This window comes from Pseudomonas purpurea (genome assembly GCF_039908635.1).
GTDB lineage: Bacteria > Pseudomonadota > Gammaproteobacteria > Pseudomonadales > Pseudomonadaceae > Aquipseudomonas > Aquipseudomonas purpurea.
This window is the reverse complement of sequence record NZ_CP150918.1, coordinates 3320980-3344001: the sequence shown is the minus strand read 5'-3', so window position 1 is coordinate 3344001 and position 23022 is coordinate 3320980. Positions and strand designations below refer to the sequence as shown.

Here is a 23022-nt window from a genome sequence, read left to right as displayed (position 1 = left end):
GACATCGCCACGACCTACCAGCGATAACGCAGGCTGGCGATGACACTTCGGTCATAACCGGCGCTGCAATTGAGGGCAGAGCAACTGTCGTAATAACGTTTGTCGGTCAGGTTGGTGGCGTTCACCGCCAGGCGCAGACCCTTGGCTTCGGGGAATAGTTTGTCGAAGTCGTAGTGCACCGCCGCATCGAGCAAGGTGTAGGAGGGCACTGTGACGGTATTCGCCGTGTCGCCTTCGGTGGAGCCGATGTAGCGCACGCCGACCCCGAAACCGAGCCCGCTGAACAGGCCGTTGGGCAGGGTGTAGTCGGCCCACAGCGAGGCCATTTTTTCCGGTGTGTCGGTGGGGCGTTTGCCTTTTTCCTGCGGGTTGTTGCTCTTGCTGATTTCGGCATCGTTGTAAGTCAGCGCCGCCAGCAGGTCGAGGCCTTCGGCCAGGCTTGCCTTGCCTTCGAGTTCGATCCCGCGCACGTTCACTTCACCGGTCTGGACGCTGTTGAGGGGTTCCTTCGGGTCAGTGGTCTTGACGTTCTGCTGCGTGAGGTCGAACAGCGACAGGGTGATGTAGCTGTCGATGCCTGGAGGCTGGTATTTCACGCCGATTTCCGACTGCTTGGCGGTGCTCGGCTTGAACGCCGCGCCGTAGAAATCAGTGCCCAGCACCGGGTCGAACGAGGTGGCGTAACTGATGTAAGGCGAGAGGCCGTTATCGGCCAGGTACACCAGCCCGGCGCGGTAGGTGAACTTGTCGTCGCGCTGCTTGTTGCCGTTGTTTTCCAGACGATTGTCGGTGCGGGCGCTGGAGCGGTCCTGACGTCCGCCGACGGTCAGCACCCAATGCTGGTCGAAGGTCATTTGCTGTTGGGCGTAGACCCCGGTCTGATCGGCCCGTTGCAGGGTGCTCGCCATTGGGGTGTTCGGGTTGAAGCCCTTGCCGTAGACCGGGTTGTAGATGTCGATGGGCGCGGCTTTGCCACCGTTCAGGTAGTAATCCTCGCGGGTACGCCGGTAGTCGAGGCCCACCAGCGAGACCATCTCGGTATCGCCGAGGGTCCAGCGTGCCTCGGCGTTGTTGTCCAGCGAGTAGACGTCGCCAATGATCCGGAAACGATAGGCCGCGCGCTCCAGGGTGCGCATGTCGGGCCTGAGGAACCGGCCACTGGCGGTGTTGGTCAGCAGGTTGACGTGGCCGTAGCGGGCGCTGGAGTGCAAGGTCCAGATGTCATTGAGGTGATGGTCGAGCAGGTAGCCCACCGAGTACTGGGTGCGGTCGTTGTCCAGGCCGGGCTCGTCGAGGAAGACGTTGTGGTCGACCTTGCCATTGGGGTTGGGCCTGAATGTACCCGCCGCCGGCAGGAATACCCGTGGCGCACCGAACTCGTCCTGGGTGTAGTCGCCGAGCACGGTCAGGCGGGTGTCATCGTTCGGCTGCCAGGTGAAGGAGGGCGCGATGTACTGTTTGTTGTCCTCGATATGGTCGAATTGGGTGCCACTGTCGCGACCCAGGCCCTACCAGGCGATAAAGGAACTGGCCCTCGTCATCCAATGGGCCGCTGACGTCGAACTGAGCCTGCGCGCGATCGAAACTGCCGCCCTGGATTTGCACCTCATGGTACGGCTGGTCGAGGGGGCGTTTGCTGATCTGGTTGACCACGCCGCCCGGCGCGTTCTGGCCGAACAAGACCGACGACGGCCCTTTGAGCACATCGACCCGCTCCAGCCCATAGGCTTCGATTTTTGGCCAGGCCTGGGTGGTGGTGCCGCGCAAACCATCACGCAGCATGCCGGTGCTGGTCACGTCGAAACCGCGAATGCTGATGTTGTCGAAGCGCTGGTTGGCCGCCGTGGTGTTGGCCTGCACGCCTGCGGTATAGCGCAGGGCTTCACTCACCGACTGCACCTGTTGGGCGTCCATCTGATCGCGCGTGATGACAGAAATCGACTGGGGGATTTCATTCAGCGCGGTGTCGGTCTTGGTGCCGCTGAGGCTGCGTTTGGCCACGTAGCCGGACGCTTTGCCGGTGGGGCTTTCCTGCACGCCGGTGACGACGCTGTTCTCCAGAACCAGGGCACGCGTGTCGTCCGCGCTCTGCTCGGCGGCCATCAGATGACCGACGTGGCCGAGGGACACACCCAGCGCCAAACCGTGCACCAGCGTCGCCAGTGGATGGCGGCGCAAGGTCGGGCGAGGGGAAGGGCAGTCGTGTGGCAAACCGTGAGAATCTCGATGCGGGACGCGGGTGCCCATGTTTCACTCCATGACGAGGTATTAATGCGAATGCAAACTTATCTCATCAAGGTGCTGCGACGTCGGAGTAATACTTTGGGTCGAGCGACCATTTCTTTCGTTTGCGGTGCGAAGCTGTAACGGGGTGATGCATTGCGCGAAAGACCCACTACAGTCTTCAGCGCAACGCCTTGGGCGACACCCCGAAGCGTTTGCGAAACGCCGTGGAGAAATGCGCAGGGCTGTAACCCACGCGGTAAGCGGCGCAAGAGACATTGGTTTCGCCGCTGGCGAGCAATCGATAGGCCTCGCTCAGGCGCTGTTCCTGAAGGTAGGCATACACGCTGGTGCCGAACACCTGGCGGAAACCGGCAGTGAGTTTGCGCGGGTTGAGGCCGACCTGGCGCGAGAGTTCGGTCAGGGAGGGCGACGCTTGCAGCGAGCTGAGCAACAGGTCCCGTGCGGCATGAATGCGTTCGATATCGGCGCAACTCACATGTTGCTCCTGCACGGGCCGCGATTCGGTTTGCGCAAGAATGCCTTCGACGCCCAGGGCCGTCAGTTCCAGCGCCTTGCCACCCAGATAGAAGGAGCGGGTCGGGCCTTGCAGCGGGCAGGTGAATATCTGCTGGGCCAATGCCTGAAGGGATTTGCTCGCCGGTTGGCAGAACAGCATCGGTCCGCCACCACGTTTATTCAGCAACCGTTCTGGCTCGATGCCGACGCTGCGGATGGAAGGGAAATCCAGTTGCACGGTGGTGTAGCGCACTGGCACACCACTGGCGAACAAGTGATCGCCGCAGTATTCGCCCTGATTGGCCACCGCGCATAAGGTCGGGCCACGAATTTCAACTTCTGGCTGACCTTCGACCCGGCAATTCAATTGCCCGCTGAGCACCAGAATGATCTTCAGGCCTTGCCAGAGCGGCTCCTGCATCCAGACCTGATTGTCCATCAGGACTGTGCCGGCAGACAGGCTGATTTCCGGCACCACGGTTGCTGCGCCGTTGTTCAGGCTGTTCGGGAAGTTGAGGGTGAAATCCTTTTGGGTGGGTGGCGGCGCAGCGTGAGTGCTGAGCATGACTAACTCCCTGTGGGCCAAAAAAGGTCGGTATACGCTAGCAGGATTTTTCCTACCTGTAATTAGGAATGATTATCCTTTAGCGCAATCTGCTCTCTCTTGCTCCTCGTCAAGAGCCCCTGAAAACGGGCTGTCTCGCAATCCAAAGAAAAAGCCGCGCAAACGAATGTCCTGCTCATTGCCGGTTGCCGGATTTTGACTATTAATAATCACTCTCATTACCAAGGACGATTATTGGCCAGGGATGGCCGTCTCTGCGTTGCACCGAACTTCAGCGTTTCGGTGATCAAGATCCGTTAGCACCAACGGGCACTCACTCAATTTTTGGCAGGCATCCCACGGGATGCCTCAGGCAGCTTTTTGCCCGCAAAAACCTTCTGGAGGCAGCATGAACATCATCGACGACAGCCAGGATTGTCCGAACTGGCCACAGGCCTTCGCGCAGCAGTATCGCGAGGCCGGGTATTGGCGCGATGAGACCTTCGGCGATCTGCTGCGTGAGGCTACCCGGCGCTTTGCCGAGCGTGAGGCGTTGGTCGATGGTGCGCAGCGGTCGAGTTATCAGCAACTCGATGCGCGGGTCGACAGCCTGTGTGCCGGGTTGTTTGCGATGGGGTTGCGTGCCGGCGATAACGTGGTGGTGCAATTGCCCAACCGCAGCGCGTTCGTTGAAGTCTGCTTTGCTTTGTACCGACTGGGCGTGCGGCCGATTTTTGCCTTGCCGGCGCACCGGCACCTGGAGATCGGTCGCTTCTGTGCATTTGCCAATGCACGGGCGTATTTCTGCGCCGACCAGGAAGCCGGTTTCGACTATCGCCACCTGGCTCGCAAGCTCAAGTCCGAACACGCAGAATTGCAGTGGGTGGTCGTGGCGGGCGAGGCCCAGGAATTTGTCGCGCTGGAGGCGTTGCACCTCAATGCCGCACCGGCGCAGTGGCCGTCCCCGGCGCCGGACGACGTGGCCTGCTTTCAGTTGTCCGGTGGCTCCACCGGCATTCCCAAGTTGATTCCCCGGCGCCATAACGAGTACCTCTACAACCTGCGCGCCAGTGCCGAGTTGTGTGGGTTGTCGAGTCGTAGCGTGTACCTCGCGGCGTTGCCGATGGCCCACAACTTTGCGATGTGCTGCCCGGGGTTCATGGGCACGTTTCTGGTCGGTGGGTGTGTGGTGTTGAGCACCTCGCCGAGTGCCGAAACCTGTTTTGCGCTGATTGAACAGGAAGGCGTCACGCACACCGCCGTGGTGCCGCCGCTGGCGTTGGTCTGGCTCGACGCGGCGCAGGCTCGCGGTCGCGGAGTGCCGCAACTGGAACTGTTACAGGTGGGTGGCGCCAAGCTGAGTTTCGAGGCGGCGCGGCGTATCGAGCCCGTGCTCGAATGCCGCTTGCAACAGGTGTTCGGCATGGCCGAAGGCCTGATTTGCTACACCCATCCCGAGGACCCGCCGCAACGAGTGCTGCACACCCAGGGGCACCCGCTGTCGCCGGCCGATGAAATCCGTGTCGTCGACGACTTCGATAACGAGGTGCCGGTCGGTCAGGTCGGCCAACTGTTGACCCGTGGTCCCTATACGATTCGTGGCTATTACCGACACCCCGACCACAACGCCCAGGCCTTTACCGCAGACGGGTTTTATCGCACCGGTGACCGGGTGGCCCTGACACCGGACGGCTACCTGATGGTCGAGGGGCGGGACAAGGATCTGATCAATCGCGGCGGTGAAAAAATTGCCGCCGAAGAGGTCGAAAACCTGCTGCTCAGCCATCCCGGCGTGGCCGATATTGCGCTGGTGGCGATGCCCGATGCTTACCTGGGTGAGCGCACCTGTGCCTTCGTCATTCCACGCGGGGTAACGCCGCGCGCACCGGAACTGTTGCGTCATCTGCGTGAGCAGGGGCTGGCGGCCTTCAAGTTGCCGGACCGGTTCGAGTTCATTGAAGCGTTCCCGCAGACCGGGGTCGGCAAAGTCAGCCGCAAGCACCTGCGCGAAGCCATCCAGCAGCGTTACTTCGGTGTGCCTGAAGGAAGCGCTGCCCGTGGCTGAATACAACACGCTGCGTACGCTGCTGCGCCCGGTGCGCGGCCGCCTCTTGCTGGCGATGGCCTTGCAGGCGTTGTCAGCGCTGGTCGGGGTTTTGCCGTTCATTGCTGTCGCCGAGCTGGCGCCGTTGTTGCTCAGCGGTCAGTTCGAACTGTCTCAGGCCCGCTGGCTGTTACTGGCCGGGGCGGCAGCGCTGTTGCTGCGCTTGCTGGGGCTGAGCGCGGCGCTGCAAATCACCCATTTGGCCGACAGCGATTTGCAACGGGTGTTGCGCCAGCGCCTGGCGAATCATCTGGCGCGGGTGCCGTTGGCCTGGCTCGGCGGGCGTCAGGGCGAGAAGGTTAATCGGGTCCTGCTCGATGATGTCGGCGCCCTGCATCAACTGGTCGCGCACCTGCCGAACAATCTCGCGGCCGCCCTGGTGGCACCGTTGGCGTGCCTGATTTACCTGCTGACTGTCAGCCTGCCGATGACGCTGGTGGTGATGCTGCCGCCGGCCATCGCGCTGTGGCGTCTGCGCGTCCTGCGTTCCCGTGCTTATCGGGACGATCAAAAAGCGATGGGCGCGGCACTGGGCGATCTTTCGGCGGCGACCCTCGGTTACGTGCAGAGCATCGCCATGGTCAAGTCCTTTGGCCGTGCAGAGGCCGTGCAGCAGCGATTTTTCGGCGCGGTCGAGTCCTTTGCCGGGTTTTTCTCCCGGTGGGTCGAGCGTTGGGCGGGGTTGGCGGCCAGTGTCGAGGTGCTGCTATCGCCACTGTTGGTGTTGGCGCTGGTGCTGACAGCGGGGGCGATGATGCTCGTGGCGGGGGTCATCCAGCCGGGTCAGTTGCTGCCGTTCGCCTTGCTCGGCCCCGGCACTCGCCGCGCCGGTCGCGGCCCTCGGGCATGGCGCCGATGCGCTGGTCCAGGGCCGTGCCGCTGCGATCCGGATTGCCGACGTGTTGAATACCCCGGTGCTGCCGCAGCCTGCCCGTTCGCAGTCGCCTGCCGGGCAAGGGGTGAAGTTCGAACAGGTGGACTTCCGTTACCCGGACGGCACGCACGTGCTGCACGGCATTGACCTGGACTTGAAACCGGGCACGTTGACCGCGCTGGTCGGCGGTTCGGGGGCCGGCAAGTCGACGCTCGCGACGTTGTTGGCGCGGTTTGCCGATGTCAGCGGCGGGGCCATTCGCATTGGCGGCGTCGACCTGCGCGACATGGACAGCGCCACGCTGTACCGCCAGGTGGCTTTCGTGTTCCAGGAGGTGCGGATGCTGCGCACCTCGGTGCTCGACAACCTGCGCCTGGCGCGGCCCGAAGCGAGTCTGGCCGAGGTCGAAGAGGCGGCGCACGCAGCCCAGATCCACACACGTATCGAAGCGTTGCCTGAGGGCTACGACACCCAGTTGGGCGGTGGGATACAGCTGTCCGGTGGCGAAATCCAGCGGTTGGGTATCGCCCGCGCCATGCTCAGCGAGGCGCCGATCCTGGTGCTCGACGAAGCGACGGCGGCCAGTGATCCGGAGTCGGAAGCGGCCATTCAACAGGCCCTGTCGCGTTTGGCCAAAGGACGCACGGTGCTGGTGATCGCCCATCGCCTGAGCAGCATTCAGGACGCTGATCAGATCATCGTCCTTCAACACGGGCAGATCGTCGAGCGCGGTCAGCACCAAGGCTTGCTGGAGCAGCAGGATGCCTATGCGGCGCTGTGGCAGGCCGAACAGTTTTCGGCCGAAGGGCTGGGGAGGGCGCAGCCATGATCCGAGCACTATTGAGCAGTCTTCTACCCCGCGAAGCAGGCCTGTTGCGCCGCGCTTTGGCAGCCATGACCGCCAGTGCGCTGGCCCAAGGGGCGGCGTTGGCGTTGTTGCCGATGGCTTTCGCCCACGTGCTGGACGAGGGTGTGAATCGCCGGACCTGGGGCTGGGTCCTGGGTTTCGCACTGATGGCGCTGGGGTGCCTGTGGTTGCGGCGGCACGCCCAACTGGCGGGCTATCGCGCCGGTGCGGGCGCGGCGCAAGCGCTGAACCGGCGCATTGGCGAGAAGCTGGCGCAGTTGCCGCTGGAGTGGTTTGTCGAGCGTCGCAGTGCCGAGCTCAATCGCTTGGTCACCCACACGGTGCTGCAAATCATGAGCACCCCGGCGCACCTGTTGCAGCCGATGGCCAACGCGCTGTTGACGCCGTTGGCGTTGCTGGTCGCGCTGTGTTTTTACGATCGTTCGATGGCCCTTGCGGCGCTGATCAGCGTGCCGTTTTTGTGGCTGTTCTATCGCTGGGGAGTGAGCTGGGGCGCTCAGGCCGAGGAGCGCAGTGACGCGGCGGCCAACGAGGCGGCGGCACGGGTCCTGGAGTTTCTGCGCCAACAACCGTTGTTGCGCGCCAGTGGGCGCAGCGTCGAAGGTTTCACCCTGCTCGCCGAGGCGCTCCAGGAACAACGCCGGACTCAGCGTCGTGCCCATTGGCGCACCTTTCCCGCCGCACTCGGATTAGCGCTGGTGTTGCAGGCGAGCTACACCGCGATGTTGCTCTGCGGATTGTATGCGGTGCTGGGTGGCACCCTGGGCGCGGCGCAATACCTGGCGCTGGCGATTCTGGCCACCAGCCTGGTGGAACCGATGAGTGCGCTGGTCAACCTCGGCACCACCCTGCGCCAGACCCGGCATGGCCTGAACCGCTTGCGTCACTTGCTCAACATCGCGCCATTGCCCGAACCGTCGCAGCCGCGCCAAGCCCAAGGGCATCACGTCGAAGTGGACGAGGTGGCGTTGCTGCGCAACGGCAATCAGGTACTCGAAGGGATCAATCTTGAACTGCGCGAGGGCTCGCTGAACCTGTTGGTGGGAGCCTCCGGCTCCGGCAAGTCGAGCCTGCTGCGGCTGATCGCCCGCTTCAGTGACGTCAGCGCGGGCGCCATTCGGGTGGGCGGGGTCGACCTGCGGGAACTCTCGGCCACGGAGCGTGACGGGACGATGGCCCTGATGTTTCAGGACTGCCCGCCGCTGGCCGGCACCTTGCTCGAAAACCTCCGCCTGGGCTGTCCCGAGGCCCGGCAGGCGCAGCTCTTCGAGGCCGCGCGCGCCACCGGCCTGGACCGGGTGGCCCAGCGTTTGCCGCAAGGTTGGCAAACCCGCCTGGGCGACGGCGGCGTCAGCCTGTCGGGAGGCGAACGTCAATGCCTGGCATTGGCGCGGGTGCTACTCAAGGACGCGCCGCTGATCCTGCTCGACGAACCGACCGCCGCCCTCGATGCGGCCAGCGAAGCCCAAGTCAACCGCACGCTGTTGCAACTGTCGCAACGCCACACCGTGTTGCTGGTGACCCATAAACCGACGCTGGCGCCGTATGCCGACCAGATTTTCCTGCTGGATCAGGGGCTCCTGCTCCAGCGCGGTACCCACAGCCAATTGATGGCGGCCCCCGGCCGTTATCGCGACCTGTTCCACGAGCGTGAAGCGGTCAACCGCTGGCGCTTGCGTGAAGCCTCTCCCGTATCCCAAAGGATCGTCCACCATGATCGATAACCCATCACTGGCACGCGTTCATCCTCCCGGTTGCGACCCGGCCACCCGTGGTCTGAGCCAGAGTATCGAGGGCCTGTGCCAAGGCATCGCCGACCTGTTGAACTATGACCCCGAGGACCTTGAACCCGGTGCCTCGCTGATCGAGCAGGGGCTCGATTCCGTCAGCATCATGCGCCTGCCGGCCTTGCTTGGCCGTGAAGGCGTGCAGGTGAGTTTTGCCGAACTGATCGAGCACCCCACGCTGGATGCCTGGTGGGCGCTGATTGCGTCCCGCCAGCCCGACCAGCCGCTGCCGGTCATCACGCCGGTCGAGTCCACTAGCGACTTTGCCTTGACCCCCTTGCAACAGGCCTATTGGTTTGGTCGTGACCCGGCGATGGCGCTGGGCGGTGTCGGTTGTCACCTGTATCAGGAACTCGATGGTCGCGACGTTGATGCGCCGCGACTGGAGCGCGCCGTGCGCAGCCTGTGCCAGCGGCATTCGATGCTCAGGGTGTGTTTCCTCAGCGACGCCTACCAACGCATCCTACCGCAGAGCCCATGGCCGGGCTTGACCGTGCATGACCTTCAGTTGTTCGACGAGTACGCGGTCGCTGAGGCGCTGCTGAACACCCGCGTGGCATTGGCCCAACGTTGCCTGAACGTGGCGGCCGGGGAAGTCTTCGATGTACAACTGAGCCTGTTGCCGAATGGCCAGACGCGCCTGCACCTGAACATCGACCTGCTGGTCGCCGATGTGCTGAGCATTCGGGTGATGTTGCGCGATCTGGCGGCGTTCTATACCGGCCAGGAGGCCACGCTGCCAGCGCTGGAGTGGGACTTTGCGCGCTACCTCGGTGCCGAGCGCGCCGCCCGTGCGCCTGAACTGGACAAGGCACGGGACTACTGGCTGCAACGCCTGGAAGATTTGCCGGACGGGCCGCAACTGCCCCTGGCCCAAGAGCCGCAGCAACTGGGCACGCCGCGTTTTCGGCGGCTGGCGATGCAGCTTGGCGGCGAGCAGTTGCAGGCACTGGAAAGCCGCGCCCGCCAACACGGCTTGACCCTGGCCAGCGTGCTGGCCTGCGCCTATAGCCAGGTGCTGGGACGCTGGAGCACTCATCAGCGGTTCGTGCTGAACGTGCCCTTGTTCAACCGTCAGGAACTGCACCCGTGCGTCCCGGACCTGGTGGCAGACTTCTCCAATTTGGTGCTGCTGGAAGTCGACCTGCGTCAGGCCCACAGTTTCAGCGCCCAGGCGCAGGCCGTGCAGGCGCAGCTGCATCAGGACATCGCCCACAGCGCCTGGCCGGGTGTCGAGGTGTTGCGTGAACTGTCGCGGGTTCGCCAGGGCGGTGGTCAGGGTGCGCCGGTGGTGTTCGCCTGCAACCTGGGGCCGAGTTTCGTCGAGCCCACGTGCCGCGAACACCTGGGCCGGCAAGGCTGGGCGTTGTCGCAGACGCCACAAGTGTGGCTTGACCACCAAAGCTATCCGCTGGAAGACGGCTTGTTGCTGAATTGGGACGCCGTCGACGGTTTGTTTCCCGAGGGCGTACTCGACGCCATGTTCGAGGGCTATCAACACCTGCTGCTGTGGCTCTGCGCCAATGACTGGACCCAACAGCCGCCCTTGCCGCTGCCAGCGGCACAGCAACAGGTTCGCCAACAGGCTAACGACACTCGCGTCGAGTGGGCGGCGGGCGTGCTTCATGCCGGTTTCTTCGAGCAGGCTCACCGGCACCCGGAACGTGTTGCGCTGATCTGTGATCAGGGAACACTGAGTTACGCCGAGCTGTCCACGCGGGCCTTGCAACTGGCCGGCGCGTTGAGTGAGTGGGGCGTGCGGCGTGCCGACACGGTTGCGATTACGTTGCCCAAGGGCCGGGATCAAGTGATTGCGGTGCTGGCTGTGCTGGCGCTCGGCGCCGCGTATGTGCCGGTGGGGATCGAGCAGCCACCCGCGCGCCGCGACGCGATCTACCAGCGCGCCGGGGTGCGCGTGGTGGTGACTGATCGTCAACACCGTGATCGCGGCGTGTGGCTGGCCGATCTGCAAGTGATCGACCTGACCCTGGCTCAGCGTTATGCGCCGTTGCCACGGGAAGTGTCCGTCGCCCCGGAGGCGTTGGCCTATGTGACTTTCACCTCGGGCACCACCGGTGAACCCAAGGGTGTGGAGATCACCCATCAGGCCGCGATGAACACCATCGACGCCATCAACCAACGCTACGAGGTCGGCGCCCGTGATCGGGTGCTGGGCGTCTCGGCGCTGGATTTCGACCTGTCGGTGTATGACCTGTTCGGCGTGCTGACGGTCGGCGGTGCGCTGGTGCTGCCGGCGGATGCACAGCGCAAGGAACCTGGGCAGTGGCTTGAGCTGATCCAGCAGCACCACGTGACGCTGTGGAACTCGGTGCCGGCGTTGCTCGACATGCTCACCTTGCAAGTGCGTGAACCGCAGGCATTGTCGTCGTTGCGCCTGGCCATGGTGTCCGGGGATTGGGTCGGCCTGGACCTGCCGCAGCGCTTGCGCCACTGCGCGTCGGCCGATTGCCGGTTTATCGCCCTCGGCGGTGCGACCGAAGCGGCCATCTGGTCGAACGCCCAGGAAGTGCACGACGTCCCGGCCGCGTGGCGTTCGGTGCCTTATGGCCGACCGCTGGAAAACCAGTGCTATCGAGTGGTCGATGCGTTGGGCCGCGACTGTCCGGATTGGGTGGCGGGCGAGTTGTGGATTGGCGGCGCAGGCGTTGCGCTGGGGTATCGCGGCCTGGACTCGCTCAGCGCCCAGCGATTTGTCGAGGACGCCGGCCAGCGTTGGTATCGCACCGGCGATCAGGGCCGCTACTGGCCGGACGGCACCCTGGAATTTCTCGGACGGCTGGACCAGCAGGTCAAGGTCCGTGGCTATCGAATCGAGTTGAGTGAAATCGATGTGGCGCTGGAGCGGCATCCCGCCGTTGCCCGTGCCGTGAGCCTGGTGTTGCCGGGCGCAACCGCGCAACTGGCGGCGGTGCTGGTCGCTCATCAAGGAGCGGACCTGCCCGAATGCAGCGCCATGCGCCAATGGCTGGGCGAGTCGTTGCCTGAGCACATGTTGCCCGACACCTGGCTGACGTTGCCGCAATTGCCGCTGAGCGCCAACGGCAAGGTCGACCGCGCCGCGTTGCTCTGGATGCTTTCCGAGCAGCGTCGCGGCGCAACGCCCCAGGCCGGCGAAGCCCCGCAGGGCGAATGGGAACAGGCGGTGGCCGAACTCTGGCGCGAGATCCTCGACGTCCCGTCGCTGGGGCGTCACCAAGGCTTCTTTGCCCTGGGCGGCAACAGCCTGCTGGCCGCCCGGTTGATCGAACGAATCGCCCGGCAGTTCAACCTTGAACTGTCACTCAAAGACTTTTTCAACGCGGCCACCGTGGCCCGGCAGGCGCAATTGATCGCCACGCACCGGGAACACGGCCGCGCCAATCAGAATGCAATGGTGGAAGGTGCGCTATGACACTGCTCAAACTGCAACAGGAACTGGAAGAACTGGGCGTGGAACTCTGGGAAGAGCAGGGCAGCCTGCGTTACCGGGCCCCCGCAGGCGTGATGGACGATGCGCGGTTGCAACAGCTGCGCGAGCACAAGCAGGCCCTGCTGCAAGCCTTGGCCGACAACCGCATGCCGACGGTGAAGGCCGATCAGTCGGCACGCTCCGAACCCTTTCCGCTGACCGATGTGCAAGCCGCGTACCTGATGGGCCGCACGGGCGCGTTCAGTTATGGCGGGGTGGCGTGCCACGGTTATCTGGAATTCGCCCTCAAGGACCTCGACCCGGCGCGCATGGAGCGTGCCTGGAACCAACTGATCGCCCGGCATGACATGCTTCGCGCCGTGGTGCTGGAGGACGGTTACCAGCGCATCCTGCCTCAGGTGCCGCATTACAGCGTGTCGGTGTATGACCTGCGCGAAGACGACGGCAGCGCGCTGGCGGCCATGCGTTCGCGGATGGAATTGCGCCGGGCAGCGCCCGATCAATGGCCGCTGATCGAACTGAACATCAGCCAGGGCCTTGAAGAATCGCGCTTGCACGTCTCGGTGGACTTGCTGGTGTGCGACTACCAGAGCGTGCGCATGCTGCTGGCCGAATTGCAGCGGGTATACCGTGGCGAGACGCTGCCGGCACCGGCGGAAATCACCTTCCGCGACTACGTGCTGGGTGAGCGTCGTTTGCGCGAACAACCGCGTTATCAGCGTGATCGCCAGTATTGGTGGGCGCGCATGGACGAGTTGCCGGGCGCGCCGGAGTTGCCGCTGTTGGGCGAGCCCACCGGGCCGCATTTCAGTCGTCGGGCGTTCGCCCTCGAAGCACGGGATTACAACGCGTTGCGCCTGAACGCCGCCGATGCGGGCGTCGGCGTGTCTGCCGCGGTGCTGGCTTGCTACGCCGAAACCCTCGCGCTGTGGAGTCGCCGTGGGCATTTCTGCCTGAGCCTGACATTGCTCAATCGCTTGTCCTTGCACCCGCAAGTCGACCGGTTGGTGGGGGATTTCAGTTCCGTGGAACTGCTGGAAGTCCACACCGCCCAGGGCGGCAGCTTTGCCCAGCGCACCCAACGTTTGCAGGAACGCCTCTGGCAGGACATGGACCACCGCTTGTGTTCCGGTATTGAAGTGCTGCGTGAACTGGCCCGACGCAAAGGCCGCGAAGCGGCGCTGATGCCGTATGCCTTCACCAGCACCCTGGGCGCGGGCGGTGAAAGTGGTGGCGGTGCCTTCATGCCGGGCGCCGAGCTGGTGCAGGGCATCAGCCAGACCCCGCAAGTGCTGATCGATTGCCAGGTCAGCGAGCGCGACAATGCACTGGCGATCAACTGGGACATCCGCGAAGGCGTGTTGAGCGAGTCGATGCTCGACGCGATGTTCGACACCTTCGAACGCCTGCTCAAACGCCTGGCCCGTGAGCCTTCGGCCTGGACCCTGGAAAACTGCATCGAGCTGCCGGCGCAACAACGGCTGGAGCGCGAACTGGTGAATCACACCGTGGCGCCGATGCCCGAGGGGCTGCTGCATGAGCCGTTCTGGCGTCAGGCGGCGGCCGAACCGCAGCGCATCGCGGTGATTCAGGGCGAACGCCAACTCAGTTACGCCGCGCTGGCCGGACGTGCCGAAGCACTGGCCCAGGCGCTGCTGGCCGACGGTTGCCAACCCGGTGAACGGGTGGCGGTGTGCATGGATAAGGGCATCGAACAAGTGGTGGCGGTGCTCGGGATTCTGCGGGCCGGCGCGGCGTACTTGCCGCTGGACACCAACCAGCCCGAGGCGCGTCGCGGGTTGATCCTGGACAACGCCGAGGTCACTCGGGTCGTCAGTCAGTCGTGGCTGAGAGAGCACCTGAGCTGGCCGGCCCGCGTGACGCAAGTGGTGTACGTCGACCAGTTGCCGGCTACCGCGAGTGTTGAGTTGCCGACGCCCGTCGTCGATCCGCAACAACTCGCCTACGTGATCTATACCTCGGGTTCCACCGGTATTCCCAAAGGCGTGATGATCAGCCATCGCGCCGCGTTGAACACGGTGGTGGACATCAACCAGCGGTTTGCCATCCACCGTGATGATCGGGTTCTGGCGCTGGCCAGCCTCGGCTTCGACCTGTCGGTGTATGACATCTTCGGCCTGTTGGCGGTGGGCGGCGCATTGGTGCTGCCGGACCCGCAACGCCGCGCCGATCCGTCCCACTGGGCCGATTGTGCCGCCCGCCACGGCGTCACGTTGTGGAACTCGGTGCCGGCGCAGTTGCAGATGCTCGCGCATTACCTGCAAGCGGTCCCACAGGCCACACCAAAAAGTCTGCGCCTGGCCTTGCTGTCGGGTGACTGGATCCCGCTGAACCTGCCGGCGGAAATGGCAGCGCTGATCCCGCGCCTGCAACTCATCAGCCTGGGCGGCGCGACGGAAGCGGCGATCTGGTCGATCTACTACCCGATCCCCGAAGTCGACCCGCAATGGCGCAGCATTCCCTATGGCATGCCGTTGGCCAACCAGCGGTTCATGGTGCTCGACGAGCAGGGCCGCGACCGTCCGCAAGGCGTGGCGGGCGAGTTGTACATCGCCGGTGAAGGCCTTGCCCTGGGTTACCTGGGCGATGAGCAGAAAACCGCCGAACGCTTTGTCGAGCATCCCGCAACGGGCGAGCGCTTGTACCGCACCGGCGACCTGGGTCGTTATCAGGCTGGCGGGGTGATTGAGTTCCTGGGGCGTGATGATTTCCAGGTCAAGGTGCGTGGGCATCGCATCGAACTGGCGGAAGTCGAAAGTGCATTGTTGGCCCACCCCGACGTGGAGTCGGCGGTGGTAGTGGCGCAAGGCGAAGGCGCGCTGGATCGACGTCTGCAAGCCTGCCTGCGGGCGGTGCGCCGCACCACGCCGATGGCTTGGCCAGAACACCTGGAAGCACGGGTAAACGCAGCGGCTGCGCGGGTCAAAGGCGCGCTCGACGATGCGGCCATTCGTGAAATGTCGGCGTGTGTCGAACGGGCAGCGCTGTTGTCCATGGGCATTGCCTTGCAGCGTCCGGGCCTGTTTGAACAACCCGGTACGCACCACGACCTGGAGCAGATCATGGCGACCTGCGAGGTGGCGCCGCGCAACGAACGGTTGATCCGCCGCTGGTTGCAAGCGTTGCACCGCGAAGGTTTGGTCGACCGCGACGAGCGCACTGGTGAATACCATTCCCTGCGCACCGAACGTGCGGAACATCAGCAGCTGTGGCAACGCATTGATGCACTGGATGCGGTAGTCGGTTGGGGCGCGGAAGTCCTGCGTTACCTGCGCGAAAGCCAGGAGCATTTGCCGGCCCTGATGAGCGATCGACTTGACCCGCTGCACCTGCTGTTCCCCGAAGGGCGCACCGACACGGCCGAAGGTGCGTACCGCAAGAACCTCATCAGCCAGTACTTGAATCAGGCAGTGTGTGCGGCGGTGCAGGAAATCGCCCGGCTGCGTCCGCCCGGCCAACCGTTGCGGCTGCTGGAAATCGGCGCCGGGGTCGGTGGCACCAGTGCCGACCTGATTCCCGCGCTGGACGGCTTGAACGTGGAGTACCATTTCACCGACCTGTCGCAGTTTTTCCTCAACGAGGCCCGCGAGCATTTCGCCGGGTTCCCGTGGGTCAGCTTCGGCCTGTTCGACCTCAACCAGGATCACTGGAGCCAGGGCATTGCGGCCAACTCGCTGGATGTGATCCTGTGCGCCAACGTGCTGCACAACTCGCGTCACGCCGCCAAGGTGCTGGCGCGGCTGCGGGAAATGCTCGCGCCCGGTGGCTGGCTGATCTTTATCGAGGCCACGCGTGACACCTACCAGATCATGGCGTCCATGGAATTCAAGGAAGGCCTGACCGCGTTCGAAGACTTCCGCTTGGAGCAGGACACCACGTTCATCCGTCGTGAGCAGTGGCAACAGTTGTTGTCCGACGCCGGGGCCGATACGCCGTTGTGCCTGCCAGCGGCGCAGGATGCGATGTCGGACATCGGCCAGCACCTGTTCATTGCGCGGTTCAAAAGCGACCGCGAAACCCTCGACGCCACGCAGATGCGCGATCACCTGAGCCTGCAATTGCCGGACTACATGGTGCCCGCCGAATGGCTGGTGCTCGATGACATGCCGCTGACGGCCAACGGCAAGGTCGACCGTTCGGCACTCGCCAGCCTGGGCCTGGCCGGGCCGGAGCAGTCAGTCAGCAGCGGTGCGGCGCCGGTCGATGAACTGGAACGCAGCATCGCCGCAATCTGGCAGGAGTTGCTACGGGCACCGGCAGTGGGGCGTGATCAGGGCTTCTTCGAACTCGGTGGCGACTCACTGTTGGTGGCGCAAGTGGTCGGTCGTATACGCGAACGCTTGCCGCAGGCGCGGCAGGTACCGTGGGGTGATTTGCTGCGTCAGTTGATCAATCAGCCAACGGTGGCGGCGCTGGCCGACTACCTCCGTCAGCAGCAGGACGACTCGGCCAGCGGTTCGCCATTGGTGCGCATACGCGACGAAGCCCAGGGCTTGACGCGGATTTTCGTTCACGACGGCAGCGGCACCCTGGCACCGTACCGGGCGTTGTTCGCCGCGCTCGGCGAAGAGGCGCCGCTGGAAGGGCTGGTGCTCAACGATGTGCCTGCTTACCTGGCGCTGGCACCGGCCACGGCGATTCGGCAATTGGCCGAACGCTATGCCGACACCTTGCAGGCCGAGGGCCGTCAGCAGGTGAGCATCGTCGGTTATTGCCTGGGTGGCCTGCTGGCCACGGAACTGGCGACCTGCCTGCGTGCCCGTTCGATTGAGGTGGTGCAACTGGCGGTGATCAGCAGCTACCGGGTGCCGTTCATGATCGAGGACGACCTGCTCGCCGAGTATGTATTTGCCCGGGTCATGCAGGCCGATCCGCAGGCGTTGGGTTACCCCGCCGATGAGCAATCCATGGAGCGGGCCATCAGCCGGGTGCTGCAACACACACCGGGGCGCGTGCCGCAAGGTTCGTTGCTGGCCCTGAGCGATGAGCCGCAGAGTGCGGCGGCGCTGGCCTGCCTGCGGCAGCTGGCACGCAAGACCCGCGAGCAACGCTTGCAGGCGATTGCCGGGCAGATGCGCCACGCCGGCTCGCAACTCAGCGACCTCACCTGGTTGCACGAGCAACTTGAAGTGTTGCGCCACAGCCTGGCGGCGGTCGCGTTGCACGAGGCCACACCGTATGACGGCGACATGCTGTTCATTCGCCAGAGCGGCGAAGTCCAGGTCCTGCCGGGCATGCACCGGGACATGAGCGCCTATTGGCAGGCCCTGTGCCTGGGCGAATTGCGGGTGGTGGACGTGCCGGGGGATCACTTCACCTGCATGGAAAGTCCGCAGGTGAATGCCGTTGCGCGGGCCTTCGATACGCCGGTCGAGGTGGCGGCATGACCGGCGCCTGTGTCGGGCTGGTCGGCGCTTACGGTCAGGTCGGGCGTCAGGTGGCGATGCTGTTGAATCAGCATTGCCGCTTGCGCCTCGGCGGCCGCGACGTGCAGCAGGCGCAGCGCCTCAATGCCGAACGCTTGCAGGGACGGGCGACGGTCATGGCGCTGGACCTGTGGGACGACCGCAGCCTGGAAGCGTTCTGTGCCGGTTGTTCGTTGGTCATCAATTGCGCCGGCCCCAGCTACCGGGTGCTCGACCGCGTGGCCCGCGTGGCGCTGGCCGCTGGCGCTGATTACCTCGACGTCGGTGGTGATGATCCGTTGCATGAATTGCTGCAAGGGCAGATACCGCCCGGCCGACGGGTGCTGTTGTCGGCGGGGATGTTGCCGGGGCTGAGCGCGCTGTTTCCGCAGGTGGTGGGCGCCGGTTTCGAACGCATCGATGTCATGCGCTGCTATGCCGCAGGGCTGGGCGAGTTGTCGATGACGGCTGCCGAAGACTTCCTGCTCAGCCTGGGCAACGGTTATGGCCAGGCGCTGGTGGGCTGGTCCGAAGGGCGACGGGTCAAGGCTCATCATGCGCTGGACGATGCCTTCGAACGGCCCTGGTTGTCGGGGCCGGTGCTGGCTTATCCCTACCTCAGCGGCGAGCAGCAACGGTTGTTTGCCGACATGAACGTGGGGCAGGGGCTGGGATTTAACCTGTTCGCCGGTGAGCACCTGGCGGCGACCTTGCAACGGATTCAGGGCGCCGCGCCTGAAACCCGGGAGTGCCCGGAAAACGTTGCCGCACTGGTGCGCGCCAGTCGACTGGATGTGGCCGGCCGAACGCCGTTTCAACTGATGGCTGTGGAGGTCGAAGGGCTGCGCGACGGTCAGGTCCGGCAGGCCAGCGGCTGGCTGCGTGCGGTGGATGGTTCGGCGCTGACCGGCACGGTGGCGGCGCTGTGCGCGCTGCAACTGCCGCAGTTGCCCGCCGGTTTGCATTACGCCGCTCAAGTGCTGTCGGCGCAGCACTGTGTGGAGCAAGTGCGCCAATGGTTACCCGAGGTCCGCATGCAGGTGCAGAACGGCGTTCGGCAAGACGCAGCGGTCGAGGAGGGTGCGCTATGAGAAAACTGGCAGCTACCAGTCCTTGGCTGCGGCGCTTCGAGGTGCATCAGCCGCCGCGTTGTCGCTTGGCCTGCTTCCCCCACGCGGGTGGCTCCGCGAGTTTTTTCAATGAGTGGCGGCATGCCCTGCCCGCCGACATCGAACTGGTGGCGGTGCAGTATCCGGGGCGCGAGGAGCGTCTGGCGGAAACCTGGCCGGGCAGCCTGGAGTGGATGGCCGGGCATATCGTCCGGGCGCTGTCGGGGCTGCTCGACAGGCCGCTGGCGCTGTTCGGCCACAGCATGGGCGCGGCGGTGGCGTATGAGGTGGCGCAACGCTTGCAGCGTCAGGGCGCCAACGTGGAGCGCTTGATTGTCTCGGCGCACCCGGCGCCACACCGCCAGCGTCCGAGCCAACTGCATCTGGGGCCGGATGAGGGATTGCTGGCCGATGTGCGCCGGCTCTCCGATGGCACGCCTTCGCTGCTCGACGACCCGAAACTGCGAGAGCTGTACTTGCCGGCGCTGCGCAACGACTACCGGTTGATTGAATCCTACCGGGGCAATGTCAGCGAGCCGCTGAACACCCCGCTCAGCGTTTGCCTCGGCGATGCGGACAGCGAAGTCGATGCACACGAAGCCCGGGCCCTGGGCCGAAGTGACCCGCGAGCCGACGGATATCAAGACCTTCGCGGGCGGGCACTTTTACCTGCGCGAGCAGCAGCCCGCCCTGATCCGTCATCTGGACAGCGTACTGGGCAATTTCGCCGAGCCGTCCTGGCAGCGCTGGCCTTCGACGCCATGAACCTTTATCTGGCAGATACCGACATGAAAACACCTGAACACTGCACCGGCCTGGACGATGTGCGTCTGGGCATCGACACCCTCGATGAACAGATCATCCAGGCCTTGGGCCTGCGGCTCGCTTATGTGAAGGCGGCTGCGCAATTCAAACCCACCGAGGCCAGCATCGCCGCCCCGGAACGCGTGGCGGCGATGCTTCCCGAACGTCATCGCTGGGCCGAGCGCGAGGGGCTTGATCCGGCGTTCATCGTTCCTCTGTTCGCGCAGATCATTCAGTGGAATATCGACCAGCAAGTGCTGCACTGGCGCGCGGTGCAGGAACTGACAGCAGGAGCGACCCATGAATAGCCAACGCCTGCCCGGTTTGACCGACGCCCTGCATCAGGCCGAGCAACGCGCCCGCCGAACGGGCCAACCGGTGCTGGCGATTTTCAGCCAGCCGTGCGAGCGGCTCGACCCGCTGAGGCTGTTCGCCGCGAGCCGGCAGATGCTCGGGCAAAGTCTGCTGTGGCACACCGACAAGGGCGCGATGTCGCTGGTGGGGTTTGGTTGCACGGAAGAGATCAGCCCGCCCGCGACCGAGCGTTTCAGCGACAGCGCAGGCCAGTGGCAACAACTGCTCAGCCAGGCGGAAATCGTCGGGCCGTGCCAGCCGTTGCTGTGCGGCGGCTTTGCGTTCGATCCGCAGGTGTCGCGCAGCGCCAAATGGCAATCGTTTTCGGCCACGTCACTGGTGTTGCCACGCCTGCTGGTGCAGCGTGACAGCGAGCAGCAGCACGTGTTGTTCAGTCAATGGATGGAACCGGGTGCCGACGCGCGCCGGCGAGCGCAAAGCCTGGAGGCTGAATGGAAAATGGTCCTGGCCCGCTACGCTCACTCACCGTGGTTCAGCGCGCCGGCCGGCACGGCGTCCCATGAGGACATCATTGACCCTCAGGTCTGGCAGGACGGCGTCGCCGCTGCGGTACGGCGGATCAGCGAGGGCGCGATGCACAAGGTAGTGCTGGCCCGTGAAGTGCGTTTGCGCACGCCGCGCAACATCCCTTGCGGGCCGCTGCTGGAGAATCTGCGCGAGGCTTATCCGTCGGCCTGCCTGTTTGCTTTCAGTCGTGGTGACAGCTGTTTTCTCGGGGCGTCGCCCGAACGTCTGGTGCGGGTCGCCCGTGGCAACCTGAGTACCGTGGCGCTGGCCGGCACTTGCCCGCGAGGCAGCCATGAACAGCAGGATGCCGAGTGGGGTCAGCAGCTGCTCAACAGCGACAAGGACCGGCATGAACACGCACTGGTGGTGCAAACCCTGCGCGATTCATTGCAGCCGTATTGCGCGGTGCTGGAGATCCCCGCGCAGCCGCACTTGCATCGGCTGGCGCACGTACAACACCTGTTGACCCCGGTGCTGGGGCGGCTGCGACCGGGTGTCGATGTGCTGCAACTGGTGCAGGCGTTGCACCCGACCCCGGCGGTCGGCGGGTTGCCACGGGACACGGCGATGCGCTACATCCGCGAGCATGAACAACTGGACCGAGGCTGGTACGCCGCGCCGGTCGGCTGGCTGAATGCCGAGGGCGACGGCGAGTTTGTCGTGGCGCTGCGCTCGGCGCTGCTGCGGGGGCCTGAAATTCATCTGTTTGCCGGTTGCGGCATCGTGGCCGAATCCGACCCTCGCAGTGAGTACGAGGAAACCTGCTGGAAGCTCAAGACCATCGGTGAAGCCTTGCAACCCTGTGAAGTGGAGCAGGCCGGGCGAACCGAGGCCTGAGCGCTGTCGGCATCAGGTGCGCCGAGTCAGCGGGCTTCATGCTGTTTGCGGTAAGCCCCCGGTTGCACGCCAACCGCTTTGGTGAAGGCGCGGGTGAACGCGGCGATGGACTGATAACCCACTGCCGCGCAGACCTGCTCCACGGTGTTGTTGGCCTTGAGCAACTGACAGGCATGACGAATGCGCAGGGCCAACAGCACCTGGCCGGGAGACTGTCCGGCCAGCTCGCTGAAGCGCTTGAAAAACGCCGAGCGCGACAGGCCGATGCAGGCGGCCATGCTTTCCAGCGGCCAGGGCTGTTCGGGCCGTTGGATCAACTGCTCCAGCAACAGGGCGAAGGCCGGGTGCCGGGCCAGCGCCACCAGACCGCCGAGGTTCTGGTTGTCGGCCACGTGTTGGCGCAACACATACAAAAACAGCAGATGACTCAGCCGCTCCAGCAGCGTCGACGAGGGCGCGGGTTGGCGTTGGCACTCTTGCAGAATCAGTTCGAACAGCGCCCGGGCGGCACTCGACGAAGGATCGCCAGCGCGCAGGATGATCCGTGCAGGCAGCGCCTCAATGATCAGGGACGACAATCCCGACTGGAAGTGAAAGAAACCGCACACCAGGCCGACACCGTCCTGGGCCTCGCTGTCCAGCGCAGTCATTGGCTGGCGGGGCTGCTGATGGGCAGCCTCGCGGTGTTCGGCGCTGGACAACCGGTAATCCAGATCGCGCAACAGGAACACTCCGTCCCCGGCATTCAGGCGCTGCGCCTGATCCTCGCCTTCGATGTGCAACCAGCAATGACCTTGCACCACCAGGTGGAAACTGGCCCGCGCCAGCCCATGGGTGCTGGCGTGCCAGCCACCGCAATAACGCCCGACATGGAACAGGCTCGCGTCGAGTTCAAGACTTTCTAATAACCAATCAACCAGTGGGCTGGACGAAATCATCTAATGGAAACACTCAGGAGCAAGTAATCGCTACTTTAGAATATGGATCGGAATTCTTATAACCAACAGACTTGCCGGACACCTATACAGCAGGAGTTCCGCCATGTCGCGCATCACCCTACACACACTGCACAGCGTCCCTGAAGCGGCGAAGCCCTTTCTGGAAAATGCGCAGAAGAACGCCGGGTTTATCCCGAACCTGCTGGGCGTGCTGGCCAATGCGCCGGCGGCGCTGGAAACCTACGTTACGGTATCGGCGCTCAATGGCAAGGCCGAGCTGAGCCTGGCCGAGCGGGAAGTGGTGCAACTGGTGGCCGCCACCACCCATGGCTGCGATTTTTGCGTGGCCGGGCACACGGCGGTGGCACTGAACAAGGCCAAGTTGCCGGACGATGTGGTCAGCGCCTTGCGGGCCCCAGCAGGCGTTGCCGCTGGAAAAACTCGAAGTGCTGGCAGCGTTTACGCGAGAGGTGATCGCCATGCGCGGCAATGTCAGCGATCAGGTGTTCAGCGAGTTCAAGGAGGCGGGCTACAGCGAAGGCAATGCCCTGGAAGTGATCCTCGGGGTGAGCCTGGCCACCTTGTGCAACTTCGCCAACGTCTTCGCCCGCACGCCGCTCAACCCCGAGTTGGGCGCCTACCGCTGGCAAGCTTCGGGTCAATGATTCAACGGCGTC

At 64.4% G+C, this 23022-nt stretch carries 13 protein-coding genes and 2 pseudogenes; 11 read left to right on the top strand and 4 right to left on the bottom strand.

All coding sequences use genetic code 11. The features are described 5' to 3' along the window. Positions 1-14 precede the first annotated feature (14 nt). From AABM54_RS15095 to AABM54_RS15085, 3 genes are all read right to left on the bottom strand, one after another. Complete coding sequence (locus AABM54_RS15095) at positions 15-1451, bottom strand: TonB-dependent siderophore receptor (RefSeq protein ID WP_347906212.1); 1437 nt, start codon at positions 1449-1451, stop codon at positions 15-17. After that, entirely contained in the window at positions 1417-2247 is an 831-nt protein-coding gene (locus tag AABM54_RS15090; RefSeq protein ID WP_347900786.1) for a TonB-dependent receptor plug domain-containing protein, read from the bottom strand. The genes AABM54_RS15095 and AABM54_RS15090 overlap by 35 nt, the downstream gene beginning before the upstream one ends. 157 nt (positions 2248-2404) lie before the next feature. Continuing rightward, positions 2405-3307: an AraC family transcriptional regulator gene (locus AABM54_RS15085; protein WP_347900785.1), complete on the bottom strand. Its 903-nt coding sequence runs from the start codon at positions 3305-3307 to the stop codon at positions 2405-2407. A 388-nt stretch (positions 3308-3695) separates the two neighbouring features. Between AABM54_RS15085 and AABM54_RS15080 the strand changes: the two genes are divergently transcribed. The 10 genes and pseudogenes from AABM54_RS15080 to AABM54_RS15035 all read left to right on the top strand — a co-directional run bounded on the left by AABM54_RS15080 (position 3696) and on the right by AABM54_RS15035 (position 21407). Beyond that, positions 3696-5351 carry an AMP-binding protein gene (locus AABM54_RS15080; RefSeq protein ID WP_347900784.1) on the top strand — a complete coding sequence of 552 codons (1656 nt, stop codon included), beginning with the start codon at positions 3696-3698 and terminating at the stop codon, positions 5349-5351. Continuing rightward, complete coding sequence (locus tag AABM54_RS15075; protein WP_347900783.1) at positions 5344-6411, top strand: ABC transporter transmembrane domain-containing protein; 1068 nt, start codon at positions 5344-5346, stop codon at positions 6409-6411. Before AABM54_RS15080 ends, AABM54_RS15075 begins: the two co-directional genes overlap by 8 nt. Then, entirely contained in the window at positions 6350-7093 is a 744-nt protein-coding gene (locus AABM54_RS15070; RefSeq protein ID WP_347900782.1) for an ATP-binding cassette domain-containing protein, read from the top strand. Before AABM54_RS15075 ends, AABM54_RS15070 begins: the two co-directional genes overlap by 62 nt. Next, positions 7090-8856 carry an ABC transporter ATP-binding protein gene (locus AABM54_RS15065; protein WP_347900781.1) on the top strand — a complete coding sequence of 589 codons (1767 nt, stop codon included), beginning with the start codon at positions 7090-7092 and terminating at the stop codon, positions 8854-8856. The genes AABM54_RS15070 and AABM54_RS15065 overlap by 4 nt, the downstream gene beginning before the upstream one ends. After that, the gene (locus AABM54_RS15060) at positions 8846-12331 is read left to right on the top strand and encodes an amino acid adenylation domain-containing protein (RefSeq protein WP_347900780.1); all 3486 of its coding nucleotides are present in this window, start codon (positions 8846-8848) and stop codon (positions 12329-12331) included. Before AABM54_RS15065 ends, AABM54_RS15060 begins: the two co-directional genes overlap by 11 nt. Further along, on the top strand, positions 12328-17757 hold the full coding sequence (locus AABM54_RS15055; protein ID WP_347900779.1) for an amino acid adenylation domain-containing protein: 5430 nt from the start codon (positions 12328-12330) through the stop codon (positions 17755-17757). Before AABM54_RS15060 ends, AABM54_RS15055 begins: the two co-directional genes overlap by 4 nt. Further along, entirely contained in the window at positions 17754-18866 is a 1113-nt protein-coding gene (locus AABM54_RS15050; RefSeq protein ID WP_347900778.1) for a saccharopine dehydrogenase NADP-binding domain-containing protein, read from the top strand. Before AABM54_RS15055 ends, AABM54_RS15050 begins: the two co-directional genes overlap by 4 nt. After that, positions 18863-19649 (top strand): annotated as a pseudogene (locus AABM54_RS15045) (thioesterase II family protein). Before AABM54_RS15050 ends, AABM54_RS15045 begins: the two are co-directional and overlap by 4 nt. 23 nt (positions 19650-19672) lie before the next feature. After that, positions 19673-19996, top strand: a complete 324-nt coding sequence (locus AABM54_RS15040; RefSeq protein ID WP_347900777.1) for an isochorismate lyase — start codon at positions 19673-19675, stop codon at positions 19994-19996. Then, positions 19989-21407: an isochorismate synthase gene (locus tag AABM54_RS15035; RefSeq protein WP_347900776.1), complete on the top strand. Its 1419-nt coding sequence runs from the start codon at positions 19989-19991 to the stop codon at positions 21405-21407. The genes AABM54_RS15040 and AABM54_RS15035 overlap by 8 nt, the downstream gene beginning before the upstream one ends. A gap of 26 nt (positions 21408-21433) precedes the next feature. Here the strand turns inward: AABM54_RS15035 and AABM54_RS15030 are convergent, their stop codons facing one another. Beyond that, positions 21434-22345, bottom strand: a complete 912-nt coding sequence (locus tag AABM54_RS15030) for an AraC family transcriptional regulator (RefSeq protein WP_347900775.1) — start codon at positions 22343-22345, stop codon at positions 21434-21436. A 103-nt stretch (positions 22346-22448) separates the two neighbouring features. On the opposite strand from AABM54_RS15030, the pseudogene AABM54_RS15025 reads away from it, so the two are divergent. Next, a pseudogene (locus AABM54_RS15025) lies at positions 22449-23010 on the top strand (carboxymuconolactone decarboxylase family protein). Positions 23011-23022: the final 12 nt, after the last annotated feature.